The 16,639-nt window shown below is 60.9% G+C and carries 13 protein-coding genes; 10 read left to right on the top strand and 3 right to left on the bottom strand.

The features are described from left to right. The first annotated feature begins 9 nt into the window (after positions 1-9). On the top strand, positions 10-927 hold the full coding sequence (locus GDN47_RS20640; protein ID WP_113355736.1) for a LysR family transcriptional regulator: 918 nt from the start codon (positions 10-12) through the stop codon (positions 925-927). A 90-nt stretch (positions 928-1,017) separates the two neighbouring features. Here the strand turns inward: GDN47_RS20640 and GDN47_RS20645 are convergent, their stop codons facing one another. Continuing rightward, a complete protein-coding gene (locus GDN47_RS20645) occupies positions 1,018-1,758 on the bottom strand; it encodes an ROK family protein (RefSeq protein ID WP_113355735.1) in 741 nt (246 codons plus the stop codon). 37 nt (positions 1,759-1,795) lie between these two features. Beyond that, the gene (locus GDN47_RS20650) at positions 1,796-4,216 is read right to left on the bottom strand and encodes a glucan 1,4-alpha-glucosidase (protein WP_152094132.1); all 2,421 of its coding nucleotides are present in this window, start codon (positions 4,214-4,216) and stop codon (positions 1,796-1,798) included. 178 nt (positions 4,217-4,394) lie between these two features. Here GDN47_RS20650 and GDN47_RS20655 point away from each other — a divergent pair, with 178 nt between their 5' ends. From GDN47_RS20655 to GDN47_RS20675, 5 genes are all read left to right on the top strand, one after another. Further along, positions 4,395-5,921: an ABC transporter substrate-binding protein gene (locus tag GDN47_RS20655; protein ID WP_152094133.1), complete on the top strand. Its 1,527-nt coding sequence runs from the start codon at positions 4,395-4,397 to the stop codon at positions 5,919-5,921. Positions 5,922-6,098: 177 nt separating this feature from the next. After that, the gene (locus GDN47_RS20660) at positions 6,099-7,040 is read left to right on the top strand and encodes an ABC transporter permease (RefSeq protein WP_173002532.1); all 942 of its coding nucleotides are present in this window, start codon (positions 6,099-6,101) and stop codon (positions 7,038-7,040) included. Continuing rightward, entirely contained in the window at positions 7,040-7,918 is an 879-nt protein-coding gene (locus GDN47_RS20665) for an ABC transporter permease (RefSeq protein ID WP_113396474.1), read from the top strand. Before GDN47_RS20660 ends, GDN47_RS20665 begins: the two co-directional genes overlap by 1 nt. Then, entirely contained in the window at positions 7,919-9,127 is a 1,209-nt protein-coding gene (locus GDN47_RS20670) for an amidohydrolase/deacetylase family metallohydrolase (protein WP_145635769.1), read from the top strand. An 18-nt stretch (positions 9,128-9,145) separates the two neighbouring features. Beyond that, positions 9,146-9,658 (top strand): RidA family protein, encoded by a 513-nt coding sequence (locus GDN47_RS20675; protein WP_113421473.1) that lies wholly within the window; start codon positions 9,146-9,148, stop codon positions 9,656-9,658. Positions 9,659-9,725: 67 nt separating this feature from the next. Here GDN47_RS20675 and GDN47_RS20680 read toward each other — a convergent pair whose 3' ends face one another. Then, positions 9,726-10,559: an IclR family transcriptional regulator gene (locus GDN47_RS20680; protein WP_173002533.1), complete on the bottom strand. Its 834-nt coding sequence runs from the start codon at positions 10,557-10,559 to the stop codon at positions 9,726-9,728. A gap of 92 nt (positions 10,560-10,651) precedes the next feature. Here GDN47_RS20680 and GDN47_RS20685 point away from each other — a divergent pair, with 92 nt between their 5' ends. From GDN47_RS20685 to GDN47_RS20700, 4 genes are all read left to right on the top strand, one after another. Next, positions 10,652-11,848, top strand: coding sequence for an aminotransferase class V-fold PLP-dependent enzyme (locus GDN47_RS20685; RefSeq protein WP_152094134.1), 1,197 nt, complete (start codon positions 10,652-10,654; stop codon positions 11,846-11,848). Positions 11,849-11,880: 32 nt separating this feature from the next. After that, complete coding sequence (locus GDN47_RS20690) at positions 11,881-13,704, top strand: ABC transporter ATP-binding protein (RefSeq protein WP_152094135.1); 1,824 nt, start codon at positions 11,881-11,883, stop codon at positions 13,702-13,704. 152 nt (positions 13,705-13,856) lie between these two features. Further along, the gene (locus tag GDN47_RS20695; RefSeq protein ID WP_152094136.1) at positions 13,857-14,858 is read left to right on the top strand and encodes a LacI family DNA-binding transcriptional regulator; all 1,002 of its coding nucleotides are present in this window, start codon (positions 13,857-13,859) and stop codon (positions 14,856-14,858) included. After that, positions 14,848-16,626: an adenine deaminase gene (locus tag GDN47_RS20700; protein WP_152094137.1), complete on the top strand. Its 1,779-nt coding sequence runs from the start codon at positions 14,848-14,850 to the stop codon at positions 16,624-16,626. The genes GDN47_RS20695 and GDN47_RS20700 overlap by 11 nt, the downstream gene beginning before the upstream one ends. Positions 16,627-16,639: the final 13 nt, after the last annotated feature.

Here is a 16,639-nt window from a genome sequence, read left to right on the forward strand (position 1 = left end):
AGATATGTCATGATCGAACTTCGACACCTCCGTTATGCCGTAACCGTTGCCGATGAGGGCCATATGACCCGCGCTGCCGAAAGGCTCGGCATCCAGCAGCCACCGCTCAGCCAGCAGATAGCCAAGCTGGAGGCAATCGTCGGTGCATCGCTGTTCAAGCGCCTGCCGAGAGGTGTCGAGCTGACGGATGCGGGGCGGACGTTCATAGAGAGGGCGAGAACCATCCTCAACGATGTCGATCTTGCGATAGAGGCGACGAGACGCAATGCCCGCGGCGAGGAGGGAAGCCTCGCCATCGGCTTTACCAGTTCGGCGGCCTTTCATCCGCTGGTCAGCTCGGCCGTCCGCTCGCTCGGCGAGGCGTCACCGGATGTCGCGCTCAAGCTTGAGGAAGCCAGTACGCCCGATCTGATCGCCATGCTGCATTCCGGTCTTCTCGACGTCGCACTCGTGCGCTCTCCCGTTGCACAGTCGAGCGGGCTGATAATTTCCCGAATTCTCGATGAAGAGATGCTGGTCGCTCTTCCAGATCGTCATCCCCTGGTGATAGCGAAAGGAGAGAAGCCTCGCCGCGCTCGATTGTCGGAGCTAGCAAACGAAGCTTTCATACTTTACCGCCGTCCCTCGGGGCCGGGGCTATATGACAGTATCATAGCGGCCTGCCTTGCCGCGGGCTTCAGCCCAAAAATACGTCATGAAGCTCCCCGGTTGCTGTCGACGCTCAGTCTGGTCGCCGCTGGTCTCGGAATCTCCATCATTCCAGGATCGATCGCAGGGCTGGAGACGAGCGGCATCGCCTATCTGAGGCTTGACCCAGGAGACAATCTCGTGGCTCCCCTTTATCTCGCGCGAAAGGATGAGCAGCCAAGTGGCGCGCTGCAGCTATTCGCCGACATCGTTCAGCACGAGAAAGCCTCGATGAAATAGGGACGCTAAGCCGGCTATCCTCCTGTCAGGAAAGACCGACAGACTTGTGCCTGATCCTCATGTCACACCATTCGACCACACCGATGCAGCCTAGAAGCTCAAAGTCGCATCCTTCCAAAGGCGAAATCCTCCGAGAAACGCATTTTCGTTCTCGCCGATACGGCAGCCGGGGGGCAGTTCCTTGAGCTTTTCGGCATTGCCACCACCAATTACGATTTCATGCGGCAGCAAGGCCGCCCTCAATCTTTCGACGATATCCTCGACCGACTGCCGCCATTTTTTCTTGCCGTATTTTTCAAGGCCCCGTTCTCCGATGAAGTCTTCGAACGTGCCCCGCTTCTTGTAAGGCAGATGGGCGAGTTCCATGGGCAGGCAAACGTGATTGGCAATCATCGCCGAACCCAATCCGGTACCGAGGCCGAGAAACAGCATATTGCCGTCCTTGTAGTTGCCGATTGCCTGCATCACGGCGTCATTGACAAGCCTGACCGGCTTGCCGAAAGCGGTGGAAAAGTCGAAATCCTGCCAGCCGCTGCCCAGATTGTGCGGTTCCATGGCGGGTCTGTTGTTCGAAACCGGGCCTGGGTATCCCATGCCGATAACATCATATCGCCAATCGCTCGTCAGGTCCTTGACGGCCTGGACCATCTGCTTCGCCGACATTGCAGGCCCCGAGACGGCTGCCCGGCGGTCGCTACCGGAGCTGAGACGCATTTTGACATGCGAACCGCCGAGATCAATCGCCAAGACGATAAGCTCTTCTGTCGCAGCTGGTGCGGCGGCTTTCTTCAGTTTTACGTTCGTTTTGCGGCTCTCTAATGCCTGACTCATATTCGTCCACTTTCTATCCGCACTGGCGCAAATCCTACTAGGGCGCTTCAACGACCGAGACGGAGAAATCCTCTCCCTCCCAATGATCGGTGTCAGGCCAGTAAAAGGTAAAGGCAACCGACCCGCCTTCAGGCAGGTATTCGCATGAAAGCTCGGCAACATGTATGCCGAAGCCGTTCTGGCTCGTTTCGGTATCGGTGGCGCCGACCCAACCATCAAAACTCCAGCGAATGATCGCGCGCGCCATGACCTCGATCCGCAGGCGTTTGCCGACGGCAAGCTGCGACAGCTTGTTATTGAAACGCCACGGCACGAAGGGTGCCGTCACCTTGTTGGTCACGTAACGCTCGACACCCTGCGGCGGCATGTCGAAAACAGCCCCATCTCTCAGCGAGCGCAGGAGTTTGATATGCTCGGCGTGAGCCCAGACGAGCGGCATGGCGCTGCCGGAGGGTTTTCCGAGCATAAGCCCCAGCTCCGGCACATCGGGCTGGTCCCACACCTGTTCCGGGAGCAATCCGCCCTGACCGGCGGACTGCTCGAGTGTCTTGAGCAACTGAAGAGCCACCTCCGGACGGCCGGCCGCAAGCTCATAATGGGCGCGTTCGCCCGCAAGCAACGGCCATGGCCGCCCAATGCCCGTGCCGTCGAACGGGCCGCCATCTTCATGCTCACCATAGCCGTCGCCGGTATAGCGATACCATAGCGGCCCTTGCGGCAGGTCGCATTTGAGCTGGGAATCAATCACCCTGACGGTGTCGAGGATGCGAGGATCGTCGGCGGCCCGCAATCCGAAGCGCACCAGCGCCAAAGCATCGGGACTGACGACGCGGGCGGTCGGCAAGAAGGATTCAGCGGGCGGTCTGTTCTTGATCGGCACGAAACCGTCGGCGGGCGAGCTTCCGTCGGCGATCTCAGGCGGCGCGATACGGACATAATAACCCTTGATCCCGAGAGCAGCGCTCTCCGCATCGCTGCTGACATAGGTCCAGCGCTCGATCTGGTCGTTCCAGGCGTCGGCGGTCTGCCGCAGATAATCCGCATTGTGCGTTTGACCGGCAATTTCCAGAATATCGGCTGCCGCAAGCAGGGCGGCGATCTCGACCGCCAAAGTGAAGGGAGAAAAGCCGCCATCCTCTTCCCAACGGTCCTCGCCGGTAACGGGACCGTTGACGACGACGTAGCGTGCCGCGCTTTCGACCATCGGCACGTAAGACAGTAACAGATCGCCAGTGAGGGCTCCCTCGCGACGCAGGGCATCGGCGAGCAGGATCGGAAAGGCGCACTCGTCCATCTGTATCCCGGTCCAATAGGGCTCTCCGTCCAGCCAGCAGTTCTGCGGCCAATGTCCATCCTCTTCCTGGATAACGCGCAGATAGGCCAGAATGCGCAGCGCATCCTGCGCGGCGCCCGCAGCCAGAAAGCCACCGGCCGTCTCGACCAGATCACGCGGCCATACCAGATGATAGCCGCCGAGGTCTTCGTCGCCCTTGGCAAAGCCCCATGGAATGGAAAGAGATGCAACAGCCGGTCCTTCGAAAGAAAGAGGCCGATGCGTCGCCAGCACGGCTGTCGAGATCCGATAACGATTGACTTCGGGCGGCGGCGCTCTCGGTTCGTCCAAAGCCAGCAATCCGTCTTGCCATGTCCGCCAATCGGCAACATAGCTGCGCTCGGCGTTGTCATAGCCGGCTTGCAAGCTGGCAAGGGCATTGTAGCCGGCTTCCTTGGCGTGACTTCCAAAACCGAGCGATAGGGTGACGGTGTCGCTGCCGCCGATCAGATCGATCTCACCGGTCAGCGCGACGTTGCCATCGGCGGCACGCGTAAAGGCCGGGTCCAATCGGGCCTCTTTCTGCAATTGCTGCCATCCGTCGGAAATACCGACATAGCCAGCGGATGCCGTCCGCCAACCACCGCTGACGGCAAGAGCCATCGAGACACCGCCCGTGCCCGTCGCAAAAAGCATCGGTGTGCCCTTGTAGTCCTCCACCCAGCCCGTATTGCCGTAACCGGCATTGGCCAGATGTGGAGCGGCCAGCAGATAGAGACGATAATCGCGGATCGTGCCTTCCAGCGGCTCGAATGATATCTGCTGTAGCAAGCTGCTGCGCATGGGATCGACGATGATGCGCTTGATGATCCGATAACGGCCGTCGATCGCCGTGTTGATCAACCGATAGGCCGGAACGCCATCCTCGACCGTGGTGACGACGCTCTCCGTATCGCGCTTTTCCTCCGAAAAATAACCTTCAGGACCTGTGACGATCAATCCGATGTCGCGGGTGCAAGCACTGTCGACGCGGGGATAATAGATTTCGTTGAGGATGCCGTGGCTGAGAGTGAACCAGATGCGGCAGGCTGGCGAAAGGGCTGTGCCAACTCCGCTCTTTGCACTGGACGTCCAGCGAGGTTCGATACCGTTCACGCTGGGGCCGGAAGCATCGTAAGGCGCCATGCACTATCTCCTCTGTCGCTGCAATCTGCTCCCGCCAAAATGTTTCGGCAAGACGGAACCTATGCGCATTCAAGCCAATACGCCCAGGTTTTACTGCCATTGACAGCCTCCACTCGTCCTGTATTCTGTTATAAAATTCTATATAACATAATTGTGGAACATAATTGGGAGTGTATCGATGAAGTTAGGACTCGGATTCCTGATTGCGGCTGCTTTGGTTGCGGCGCCCTCGCTGCTGATGGCTCAGGAAAAAGGTGGCGTCATCAATGTCGCGACGATCGGGGAGCCGCCAACGCTCGATCCCATGACCTCCACCGCCGATCTCGTCGGTATTGTCACCCAACATATCTTCGAAACGCTCTACACCTTCGACAAGGGCTGGAACGTCACGCCACTGCTTGCGGAGAGCATGCCCGAGATCAGCGCTGACGGCAAAACCTACACGATCAAGCTCAGGACCGGCATCAAGTTCCATGACGGCAGCGTCATGACCTCCAACGATGTGGTCGCCTCGCTCAACCGCTGGACCAAGCTGGCGTCGCGCGGCAAACAGGCGGGCGGCTTCATCGAATCCATTACCGCCCAGGATCCGGCGACCGTCGTCATCAAGCTGAAGCAGCCCTACGCCCCCCTCACCTCGCTGCTTGCCTTCAACAACTCCGCCGCCATCATCATTCCAGCCAGCAAGCAGGCGGACACGATGACCGACTTCATCGGCACCGGTCCCTATATGCTGAAGGAGCGCAAGCCCGACCAATATATTCAGCTGGTGCGTTTCGACGGCTACAAGCCACGCGATGGCGAAAGCAATGGTTACGGGGGCGCCCGGCATCAATATCTCGACGAAATCCGCTTCGTTCCGGTGCCCGATGCCAACACCCGCGTCGAAGCGGCCATTTCCGGCCAGTATGACTATATCGACAGTCTTCCAGTCGAATCCTTCGACAAGCTGAAATCCGCTTCGGCGACCCAGCCGCTGCTCCTCAAACCGTTCGGCTATCCGGTTTTCGTCTTCAACACCGCCGACGGTATCACGAAGAATGTCGCGATCCGCAAGGCGATCCGACAGGCACTCAGCATGGAGGACATGCTGGCCGCAGCCTTCGGCAGCACGAATTTCTATACGGTCAACGGCAACATGTACCCTGCCCCCTTTACCTGGAGCACGGATGCCGGCGTCAAAGGGAATTACAATGTCGCCGATCCGGAAGGCGCGGCCACAGCCGCCAAGGCGGCCGGCTATAAGGGCGAACCGATCCGTATCCTGACCAGCCGCCAGTACGAGTTCCATTACAAGATGGCACAGGTCGCAGCCGAATATCTGAAACAGGCGGGCTTCACGGTAGACCTTCAGGTGGTCGACTGGGCGACGCTGACCCAACGCCGTGCCGACCAGGCGCTGTGGGACATCTACATCAGTCACAGTCCCTTCCTCCCGGAACCGGCGCTGATCGGCACGCTGTCGCCGAGCTCGCCCGGCTGGTGGGCCACGCCGACAAGCAAGGCTGCCATCGACGCCTTCAACACGGAGGTCGATCCCAAGAAGCGCATCTCGCTTTGGGCGAACGTTCAAAAAACCATCTATGACGAAGCTCCCATGATGAAGATCGGCGATTTCAACGCCGTCGCGGCGATCTCCACGAAGCTTCAAGGCGTCGAGCCCGCGCCATGGCCCTACTTCTGGAACGCGTCGATCAAAAAATAAGCCTCCCAAGGCGCTGGGGCGTCGGTTGCGGCCGGCGCCCGGTACCGTCCGTTTGCGGACTTAGAGCAACTCCAGGAAAGATGCGCAGCAGTTTTCCGTTCGGAGTTGCGAGAGAGCAAAGAAATGGAGTGGTTCCGCGATTCGAAGAAGGCGGAACCACTCCGGGGAACCGACCCAATGATACGCTACATCCTTCAGCGTCTTGCAGGCATGATCGTCGTGATGTTTCTTGTCGTCACCATCGTTTTCGTGATCGTGCGCGTGACTCCCGGCGATCCGGCCGCCGTCATGCTCGGCCCGGATGCGACCGGGCAGGATATTGCCGAACTGCGGACCCGGCTGGGCCTCGACCAATCCATATTCGTCCAATACCTGTTCTATGTCGGGCAATTGCTCAAGGGCGACCTGGGCCAATCGATCTTCCTGAATATCCCGGTTTCCTCAGCGCTTCTCGAGCGTGCCGAGCCGACCTTTTTCCTGACCCTGTTCTCACTCCTGATCGCTGGCGTGATTGCGTTGCCGATCGGCATCTATGCCGCCTATCGGCGAGGATCGCTCGTCGATCAGGCTTCAATGGCGCTCGGCATGCTGGCGGCAAGCATTCCAAGCTTCTGGCTTGGCCTTATTCTGATGCAGATCTTCGCGGTTCGCCTGGGGATGTTTCCTGTTTCCGGCTATGGCGGACCAGGCACAAGCTTCCTTGATCGCATGTATCATCTGACATTGCCGGCCGTCGCACTCGGTCTTGTCTCCTCGGCGCTGATCCTGCGCTTCACCCGCGCATCGATGCTCGACGTGCTTGGAGACGACTATATTCGCACCGCCCGCGCCAAAGGACTGATCGAACGCCGCGTCGTCCTGAAACACGCGCTGAGGAATGCGCTCATACCAATCCTGACCGTTCTGGGGCTGACAGCTGCGGTCCTGATTTCCGGCGCTGTCGTCACCGAAACCGTCTTTGGCCTGCCCGGTGTCGGAAGCCTTGTCGTCTCGGCGGTGCTGCGCCGCGATTATCCGGTGATCCAGGGGGCCTTACTCGTCGTCGCAGGCCTTTACGTCCTGATCAATTTTGCAATCGACATGCTCTACCTGCTGGTTGATCCGAGGGTACGCTACTGATGGCCGATATCGCAACCGATACACCAAAGCAGGTGCCAAGCGAGCGAAGCAAGTTCCTTCGCCGGCTTCTGAAGCGCAAGACCGTCGCCGCCGGTCTCATCGTGCTGACGATCTTCGTCCTGCTCGCCGTGCTTGCGCCATGGATCGCGCCCTATTCGCCTTCGAAACTCTCGATCGTCAACAGACTGAAGCCGCCAAGCGGGGTTTACTGGTTCGGCACCGACGAATTCGGCCGAGATATCTTCTCCCGCACCATCTATGCAGGACGGCTATCGCTGCTCGTCGGAGCCGCCGTCGTGGCGCTGTCGGCGGCGATCGGCGTCACTCTCGGCCTGCTCGCCGGCTTTTTCCAGAAGCTGGATACCCCAATCGCCCGCCTGATCGATGCGATGATGGCGTTTCCCGACATCCTGCTTGCCATCGCGCTTGTCGCCGCCCTCGGCCCGTCGCTGACGACGGTCATTGTCGCGCTATCGATCGTCTATTCGCCGCGGCTGGCCCGCATCGTCCGCGCCTCGACGCTTGTCATCCGCGAACTTCCTTATGTGGAGGCGGCCAGGGCTCTCGGCATCTCGACATTTCACATCATGACGCGGCATGTGCTTAGAAACCTCCTGTCGCCGATCCTGGTGCAGGGTTCGTTTCTCTTCGCCAGCGCCATGCTCGCCGAAGCCGGGCTTTCGTTTCTCGGCCTCGGCGTCAGCCCCGAAATCCCGACCTGGGGAACCATGATCGCCGCCGGCCGCCAATATATCGGCCAGGCTGATTGGATGACCTATTTCCCGGGCTTTGCCATCATTCTCTCCGTGCTCTCGCTGCAGATGGTCGGCGACGGCCTGCGGGACATGCTCGATCCAAGACTTCGAAAGGACTTGTAAATGACCGGTGAAAAAGCGGGCAAGCCGCTCCTCCTCACCAATGTGAAGCCCATGGCTTTCGGTGGCGATACCGCCGCCGGCGTCATCGACATCCTCGTCGGCGCCGACGGCAAGATCGCTGCTTTTGGCCCGCAACTTGCCGCTCCCGGCGATATCGAGCGCGTCGACGGCAAGCGCGCCTGGATTTCTCCCGGCTGGATCGATCTGCACGTCCACATCTGGCATGGCGGCACCGACATCTCGATCCGCCCATCCGAATGCGGCGCCGAGCGCGGCGTCACGACGTTGGTCGATGCGGGCTCGGCCGGCGAAGCCAATTTTCATGGCTTCCGCGAATATATCATCGAACCATCCAGAGAACGCATCAAGGCCTTCCTCAATCTCGGTTCGATCGGCCTCGTTGCTTGCAATCGCGTCCCCGAACTGCGTGATATCAAGGATATCGACCTCGACCGCATCCTCGAATGCTATGCCGAGAACAGCGAGCATATCGTCGGCATCAAAGTGCGTGCCAGCCACGTCATCACCGGCTCCTGGGGGGTCACACCCGTCAAGCTCGGCAAGAAGATCGCCAAGATCCTGAAGGTGCCGATGATGGTGCATGTGGGCGAGCCGCCCGCGCTCTATGACGAAGTGCTCGAAATTCTCGGACCGGGCGATGTCGTCACCCACTGCTTCAACGGCAAGGCCGGATCGAGCATCATGGAGGACGAGGACCTCTACAATCTCGCCGAGCGCTGCGCCGGCGAAGGCATCCGGCTCGATATCGGCCATGGAGGCGCCTCCTTCTCGTTCAAGGTCGCGGAAGCGGCGATCAAGCGCGGCCTGCTGCCCTACTCGATCTCGACCGACCTGCACGGCCATTCCATGAACTTCCCGGTCTGGGATCTGGCGACCACCATGTCCAAGCTGCTCTCGGTCGGCATGCCATTCGACAAGGTGGTCGACGCCGTCACCCATGCGCCAGCCTCGGTCATCAAGCTTTCGATGGAAAACCGGCTGTCGGTCGGCGAGCGCGCCGATTTCACCATATTCGATCTCGTGGATGCGGACCTCGAAGCGACCGATTCAAACGGCGACGTTTCACGCCTGCGGAAGCTGTTTGAGCCGCGCTACGCTGTCATCGGCGCGGAGGCGATCGCCGCCAGCCGCTACGTGCCCCGCGCGCGCAAGCTCGTCCGTCATAGCCACGGCTATTCGTGGCGGTAGTCGAAACATTAAGATCGAATGGCAGGAGCATACGTGAACACGTCCCCAACACAGGCCGCTTCAGCAGCGCAAACACCCTACCAGCGACTGGCTGCGCTCGGCATCGCGCTGCCGCCGCCGCCGCCGCCGATCGCTAATTTCGTGACCCATGTCCGCGAAGGCAATGTGCTCTATCTTTCAGGTCAAGGGCCGCGGGAAGCAGACGGCCACCTCCATTCCGGCAAGGTCGGTGGTGACGTGGGCGTCGACCAGGCCTATCAGCATGCGCGGCTAACTGGCATCAACCTGCTTGCTGTCATGCACGGCGCGCTCGGCGATCTCTCCCGGGTGAAGCGAGTGGTCAAGCTGCTCGGCATGGTCAATGCCGTGCCGCATTTCGAGGATCATCCGAGCGTCATCAACGGCTGCTCGGACCTCTTCATCGAAGTCTTCGGCGAAGCGGGCCAACATGCCCGTTCGGCCGTCGGCTTCGGCTCGCTTCCCGGCAACATCACGGTCGAAATCGAAGCGATCGTATCACTTAACGATTAGTTTTTACGCAATTCCGGACGCAAAACCGCGTCGCGCTTTTGCTGGAATTGCTTTAAGGAGGACGAATTCAGTGGTTGCGCCAGCCCATCAGCTTTTCGATTCGCTCGGCGGCCGCGCGCACCTGTTCGCCATAATGGCTGCCGTCGGACACGGCTTTCTGTTCGGGAAGCACGATCGAAATGGTCGCGACACATTGACCATCCCGGTCCACGACCGGCGATGCGATGCAGGCAACCGCATAATCGGACTCCGCCACCTGGATCGACAAGCGCTCCTTAAAGGCCTTGCCCGCGGCCTCGGAAAGCACGGCGGCATCGACCTCGGCCCGACCGGTCGGCGAGGTGCGGGCACAGCGCTTGAAAAGCTCGATCCTTTCGCCTTCCGGCAAATGCCCCACCAGCAGCCGACCCGAGGCAGTCCAGTTGAGCGGCACGCGCGTTCCGACGCGAGAGGCGACCTGAAAATGGCTCGGTCCGTCCGCCATCGCCAGTACCAGCATGGCATCGCCGTCGCGGCCGCAGACTTGCACCGTCTCGCTCGCCTGCCGGCAAAGATCGTGCATTTCTCGGGTGGCGACGCTCATGAAATCGAGCGACCGGGCATAGGCGAGACCATAGTGGTAAAGACGGGCGCCGAGCCAGACGGAACCGTCGGCATCGCGGCCAAGCATGTTCTTTTCGACCAGATCGTCGATGATCACATAGACGGTCGAAAGCGGTGCCTTGATCGCCTTGGCGATCGCGTAGGCGCCAGCCGGCGCGCCGGTTTCATACAGATAATCAATGACCTGCAGCGCGCGGTCGATGCCGCTGACGCGCGAACGGCGCGCGCCTTTGGTTTCCCCTTCCCCGATGGAATCGGCGTCTTCAGAGCGTGCGGCGGGTAGGGTCTTGGCGTCCAAGTCAACGCTCCTCGTGAGATTTCGAGAAGCTATTACATTACTATGGCATAGCTGTCGATGACAATCGGCAGTCGTCACTTTGGAGAGATAGAATGTCCGATGATATCCGTAGCAAGATCGGCCTGAGGCCCGTCATCAACGTATCAGGTACCATGACGAGCCTCGGCGCATCGATCGTCGTGCCTGAAGCCATTGCGGCTATGACGGCGATCCTGCCGCAATTCGTCGAGATCAACGACCTCCAGCGCAAGGCCAGCGCCGTTATCGCCCGGCTGACGGGCGGCGAGGCGGGCTTCGTGACGGCATCCTGCTCCTCCGGCATCAGCCTCGCCGTCGCAGGCGCCATCACCGGCAACAACCTGCTCGCCATAGAGAAGCTACCCGATGCCGCACCGGACAAGAACGAAGTCATCGTGCAGATGGGCCATGTGGTGAGCTATGGCGCCCCCGTCGATCAGGCGATCCGCCTTGCCGGCGGCAAGGTCGTTCTGATCGGTCAAGCGACCTCGACACACCGCTTTCACATGGAAAATGCCATAAGCGAGAAGACGGCGGCAGCCGTCTATGTCGTATCCCATCATGTGGTCGATTACGGCTTGCTGCACCTGACCGAGTTCGTCGAGATCGCGCACGCCAAGGGCGTGCCCGTCATCGTCGATGCCGCTTCGGAGTACGACCTCAGGCTCTTCCTGGCGCAGGGCGCCGACATCGTGCTCTATTCCGGCCATAAGTTCCTCGGCGGCCCCACCTCCGGCATCGTCGCCGGCAAGAAGGAGCTGGTGCGCAACGCCTTCCTGCAGAACATGGGCATCGGCCGCGGCATGAAGGTCGGCAAGGAAAGCATCTATGGCGTGATGGCGGCACTGGAAGCCTGGGAAAAGCGCGACCATGCCGGCATCCGCGAACGCGAGACGGGCTATCTGAACCTGTGGAAGCGAACTCTCGACGGCCGCCCCGGCGTCACCGCCCTGATCGAGCCCGATCCTACCAACAACCCGCTCGACCGCATGCGGGTCATCATCTCTGCGCCGGAGGCGCATATCAGCGCCGGGGATCTTGCGGCAGCGCTTGCCCGCGGCAACCCGCCGGTAATCGTCCGCGACCATGAGGTGGAGCATCACTATTTCTATCTCGATCCATGCAACCTGCATCCCGGCCAGGAGGCCATTGTCGCGACCCGGCTTGCCGAGGAACTCGACAAGGCGCGCGCCTCCAACGAGATCATCGCGACACCGATCGAGAACCGCAGCCGGCATCGCTTCGACGGCGTGCTGAACTGGCCGGACTGAGCTGTGGCAGGGATCGCAAGAAGGGAACAAGCATGAGCACGTCGCAGGCAAAGGCCCCCGAACCCATCCTCTCCGTCGAAAACCTCACCACCTCATACCTGGTGGACGGTGCATGGAAACCCGTCGTGCGCAATGTTTCCTTCTCGGTCGCGCCGGGCGAGACGGTGGCGATCGTCGGCGAGAGCGGCTCGGGCAAGAGCGTCACCTCGCTCTCGATCATGCGACTGCTGCAGAGCGATTCAAGCCGCATCGAAGGCAAGATCCTGCTTGGCGGCCGCGACCTGCTTTCTCTTCCCGAACATGAGATGCGCAAGGTGCGCGGCAACGACGTGTCGATGATCTTCCAGGAGCCGATGACGTCGCTCAATCCGCTCTTCACCATCGGTGACCAGATCTCAGAGGCCTTGCTCTGCCACAGGGACATGTCGGCTGCGGACGCCAAGGCCGAGACGATCCGGCTGCTCGAAAAGGTCCGCATTCCCTCGGCCGCCTCGCGCTTCGACGAATATCCGCACCGCTTTTCCGGCGGCATGCGCCAGCGCGTCATGATCGCCATGGCGCTCGCCTCGAAGCCGAGGCTGCTGATCGCCGACGAGCCGACCACCGCTCTCGACGTCACGATCCAGGGCCAGATCCTCGACCTCATCAAGATGCTGCAGGACGAGGAAGGAACTTCCGTCCTGTTCATCACGCATGACATGGGTGTGGTGGCGGAAATCGCCGACCGCACGGTCGTCATGTATCGCGGCGAGCAGGTGGAGACGGGCGCGACGGCCGACATCTTCCATCGCGGCCAGCATCCCTATACCCGCGCGCTGCTGTCGGCCGTGCCGGTGCTCGGTTCGATGCAATCCTATGAACGACCGCTGCGCTTCCCCGTCGTCAATACTGCGACGGGAGAATCCGACACGCCAGCCGAAGTGCCCGATACGGTCGCAAAGGAAAAACCGGTGCTGCAGGTCAAAAACCTCACCAAGCGCTTCGACATTCATTCGGGCCTCTTCGGAAAGCTCAAAGGCCGGGTGCATGCGGTGGAAAACGTCTCGTTCGATCTCTTTGCCGGCGAAACATTGTCGCTTGTCGGCGAATCCGGTTGCGGCAAGTCGACCACCGGACGCGCCATCATGCGGCTGATCGAACCGCAATCCGGTTCCGTCATCGTCGATGGCCGCGACGTGCTCTCGCTTGGCAAACGTGACATGCGCGAGATGCGTAAATCGGTACAGATGATCTTCCAGGATCCCTTTGCCTCCCTAAATCCGCGCATGACGGTCGGCCAGGCGATCGCCGAACCCTTTCTCGAGCACAAGATGGGAACAGCACGGGAAGCGAAAGAGATCGTCGCCGATATGCTGCGTAAGGTGGGCCTGACCCCTGACATGGCAAGCCGCTATCCGCACGAATTCTCCGGCGGCCAGCGCCAGCGCATCTGCATCGCCCGCGCCCTGGCACTGCAGCCGAAGGTGATCGTCGCCGACGAAAGCGTGTCCGCGCTCGATGTATCGATCAAGGCGCAGGTCATCAACCTGATGCTCGACCTGCAGCAGAGCCTCGACCTTTCCTTCCTGTTCATCTCCCACGACATGGCCGTGGTCGAGCGCGTCAGCCATCGCGTCGCCGTCATGTATCTCGGCGAAATCGTCGAGATCGGCCCGCGCGCGGCCGTTTTCGGCAATCCGCAACACGACTACACGAAGAAGCTGATGGCAGCCGTTCCTGTGCCGGACCCCGATCGCCGACGCGAAAAACGCATGGCAGCCAGTGAGGAGTTGAAAAGCCCCATCCGGCCCGTCGATTATCTGGTCAAGCCGCGCGCGTATCGAACCGTCTCTTCCGGCCATCTGGTTGCCGTCTGATACAGCAAGCCGGTCGACCGGAAGGTCCTTCGTCATCACCAACAGGCGCCACCATCGGCGAAACCGCGTTTCATCCCCGCGCAGTTAAAGACGCTCTTGCAAAAGCGCGCCGTGTTGATTAAACGATTAATCAAGGAAACCGGAGCGCGCTCTTGGAGAGTCAGACACGCCCTACCTCGATTCGGGAAATCGCAACCAAGCTGGGTGTCTCCACGGCAACGGTCTCGAATGCCCTGCGCGGTACGGGCCGGGTGTCATCAGCCCTTGCGGAGCAGATTCGCCTGGAAGCGGACAGGCTCGGCTATGTGCCTGACCATGCGGCCCGCGCTCTGCGCACCGGCAAGAGCAATACGGTCGGCCTGCTGGTTCCGAATATCGGCCAACCCTTGTTTCCCGCTTTTGCCCAGGCCATCGAGCGAGCCGCCAAGCGGCGCGGTCTTGCCGTTCTCATCGGCGATAGTCAGGGCGACCCGCAGCAGCAGGAATTCGAAATCAGGACCATGATCGCCCGCGGCGTCGATGCACTGATCGTGATACCGACGCGCGGCACGACCATTGCGCCCACGGATGTCCCGGTGCCGGTCGCCGTCATCGACAGCGCCGCCACGGTTGGCAACATCGCTGCCAGCGATCATCGTCAAGGCGGGCGCCTGATCGCACGCCACTTGGTCGATCTCGGTCATGACAGCATCCTTATCCTCGCCGGCCCGGAAAATTCGCTGGTGGCGCGCGAGCGCGTCGAAGGAATGCGCGAAGTCTTCCGCCAGGCCGGCGTCGAACCCGCATTGCGACACAGCGATGCGACGTTCGAGGTCGGCAGCGCTCTCGGCCGCGAGCTCGATCTGCGGCATTTTACGGCCTGTGCCGCCGCCTATGATGCGCTCGCCGTCGGCTTTGCCATAACCGTCAAGGACAGGGGCTTCAGCATTCCGGAAGACATATCGCTCACCGGCTTTGATGATCTGATGTGGGCTCAAATCGTCTCTCCACCACTCACGACCGTCCGGCAGGATCTGGAAGCCGTGGCAAACCATGCCCTCGCCTTCGTCGCCGGAGAAATCGACATCAGCGGAATATTCCCGACGGAACTCGTCTTGCGGCAATCCACCGCGCGCCCGTCCGCCTTTGCCAAGGGAGGCAGACATGCCGAATGAACCCCAAGACCTCCATTCATCCGAGCTGCGCGACCGCGCCGTCCGGGCGGCATTGGGCCTTGAGCCGTTCGATGTGCTGATTGCCGGCGGAACGCTCGTCGATGTCGCGACCTCGGAAATAAGGCCGGCCGATATCGGCCTTGTCGGCCCCTTGATCGCAAGCGTCCATGCCTTGGGGACGAGGAAGGACGCCAAGCAGACCATCGACGCTTTAGGACGCTTCATCGCGCCCGGATTTATCGACACGCATATGCACGTCGAAAGCTCGATGGTGACGCCAAGGCGATACGCCGAAACGGTTGTTCCCCAGGGCACGACGACGGTCTGCTGGGACCCGCATGAAATCGGCAACGTCGCTGGCCTCGACGGTATTCGGTGGGCGCTCGAAGAAACACGGCAATTGCCGCTGCGCTTCCTGACCCTGGCGCCATCCTGCGTCCCCTCGGCACCCGGCCTTGAGCTTGCCGGTGAGGAATTCCGCTCAGGCGAAATGACAACCATGCTCAGCTGGCCGGAGATTTCCGGTGTCGCCGAAGTGATGAACATGCGAGGGGTCCTTGAGCGCAGCGAGCCGATGCGCGGCATCCTTGAGGCCGGTCTTGCGAGCGGCAAGCGCGTCTGCGGCCATGCCCGCGGACTGGAAGGTGCGGAATTGCAGGCCTTTGCCTCCGCGGGGATTCAATCCGATCACGAGCTCACCTCGGCCGAGGACTTGCTGGCGAAATTGCGGGCGGGCCTTACCATCGAGTTGCGCGGCTCCCATGACTATGTTCTGCCCGGCGTCGTCGACGTGCTGAAAAAGCTGCCGCATCTGCCGCAAACGCTGACGATCTGCACCGATGACGTCTTCCCCGACGACCTCGTGAATGAGGGAGCAATGTCATCCGTTCTCAGACGCCTGATCGGCTATGGAATGAAGCCGATCGATGCCATCCGCGCCGCCACGCTCAACGCCGCCATGTGGCTGAACCGCCATGATCTGGGACTGGTGGCACCCGGCCGCCGCGCCGACATCGTCATCCTCTCCGATCTCGAAAAGATCGCGGTCGACCGCGTCTTCGCATCTGGACGTGAGGTCGCAAGAAGCGGCAGCCTCGTTGGAACCAGCGAGTGCACGCCCTCGGATGCCTATCGCAACACCGTAAGGCTTGAGAAGCTTTCCGCCACCGATTTCAAGATCGAGCTGCCGGGCATGACTGAAGCTCCCGTCAACACGATTGTCAGCCCACGATTCACGAAATGGGGAGAGGCAATCGTCAAAGTCGAAAATGACAAGCTCGTTCTGCCTGACAATATGCTGCTGATGGCTGTTATTCACCGCCACGGAAGAAAAGAGCCGACACCCGTCATCGGCATCCTGGAAGACTGGGGTCACTGGATCGGCGCGCTTGCGACGACGATATCGCATGACAGCCATAACCTCACCGTCTTCGGCCGCGACCCCGCGGATATGGCTGCGGCGGCCAATGCCGTCATCGGCGCCGGCGGCGGCATGGCGACGGCGGCCGATGGCGAGGTGACGGCGGTGCTTCCCCTGCCCGTCTGCGGCTTGCTGTCGGATGCGCCCGCAAAGGAGGTGGCCGACGATTTCGCTAGGTTGCGCGCCGCGGCCGATGCAATCGCTGACTGGATGCCGCCCATTCGCACCTTCAAGGCGGTCGTCGGAGCAAGCCTTGCCTGCAACCCCGGCCCGCATGTCACCGATCTCGGGCTGACCGACGGAACCACCCGGGACATCAGACCGCTTCTGGCTTCAAGCCAAAATTGAGGTCACCAGCCAG

The sequence above is a fragment of the Martinezella dioscoreae genome (assembly GCF_009176305.1).
Classification (GTDB): domain Bacteria; phylum Pseudomonadota; class Alphaproteobacteria; order Rhizobiales; family Rhizobiaceae; genus Rhizobium; species Rhizobium dioscoreae.

Coding starts and splice junctions, on each gene's coding strand:
- GDN47_RS20640 (WP_113355736.1), top strand. CDS start 10: ATGATCGAACTTCGACACCTCCGTTATGCCGTAACCGTTGCCGATGAG.
- GDN47_RS20645 (WP_113355735.1), bottom strand. CDS start 1,758: ATGAGTCAGGCATTAGAGAGCCGCAAAACGAACGTAAAACTGAAGAAA.
- GDN47_RS20650 (WP_152094132.1), bottom strand. CDS start 4,216: ATGGCGCCTTACGATGCTTCCGGCCCCAGCGTGAACGGTATCGAACCT.
- GDN47_RS20655 (WP_152094133.1), top strand. CDS start 4,395: ATGAAGTTAGGACTCGGATTCCTGATTGCGGCTGCTTTGGTTGCGGCG.
- GDN47_RS20660 (WP_173002532.1), top strand. CDS start 6,099: ATGATACGCTACATCCTTCAGCGTCTTGCAGGCATGATCGTCGTGATG.
- GDN47_RS20665 (WP_113396474.1), top strand. CDS start 7,040: ATGGCCGATATCGCAACCGATACACCAAAGCAGGTGCCAAGCGAGCGA.
- GDN47_RS20670 (WP_145635769.1), top strand. CDS start 7,919: ATGACCGGTGAAAAAGCGGGCAAGCCGCTCCTCCTCACCAATGTGAAG.
- GDN47_RS20675 (WP_113421473.1), top strand. CDS start 9,146: ATGGCAGGAGCATACGTGAACACGTCCCCAACACAGGCCGCTTCAGCA.
- GDN47_RS20685 (WP_152094134.1), top strand. CDS start 10,652: ATGTCCGATGATATCCGTAGCAAGATCGGCCTGAGGCCCGTCATCAAC.
- GDN47_RS20690 (WP_152094135.1), top strand. CDS start 11,881: ATGAGCACGTCGCAGGCAAAGGCCCCCGAACCCATCCTCTCCGTCGAA.
- GDN47_RS20700 (WP_152094137.1), top strand. CDS start 14,848: ATGCCGAATGAACCCCAAGACCTCCATTCATCCGAGCTGCGCGACCGC.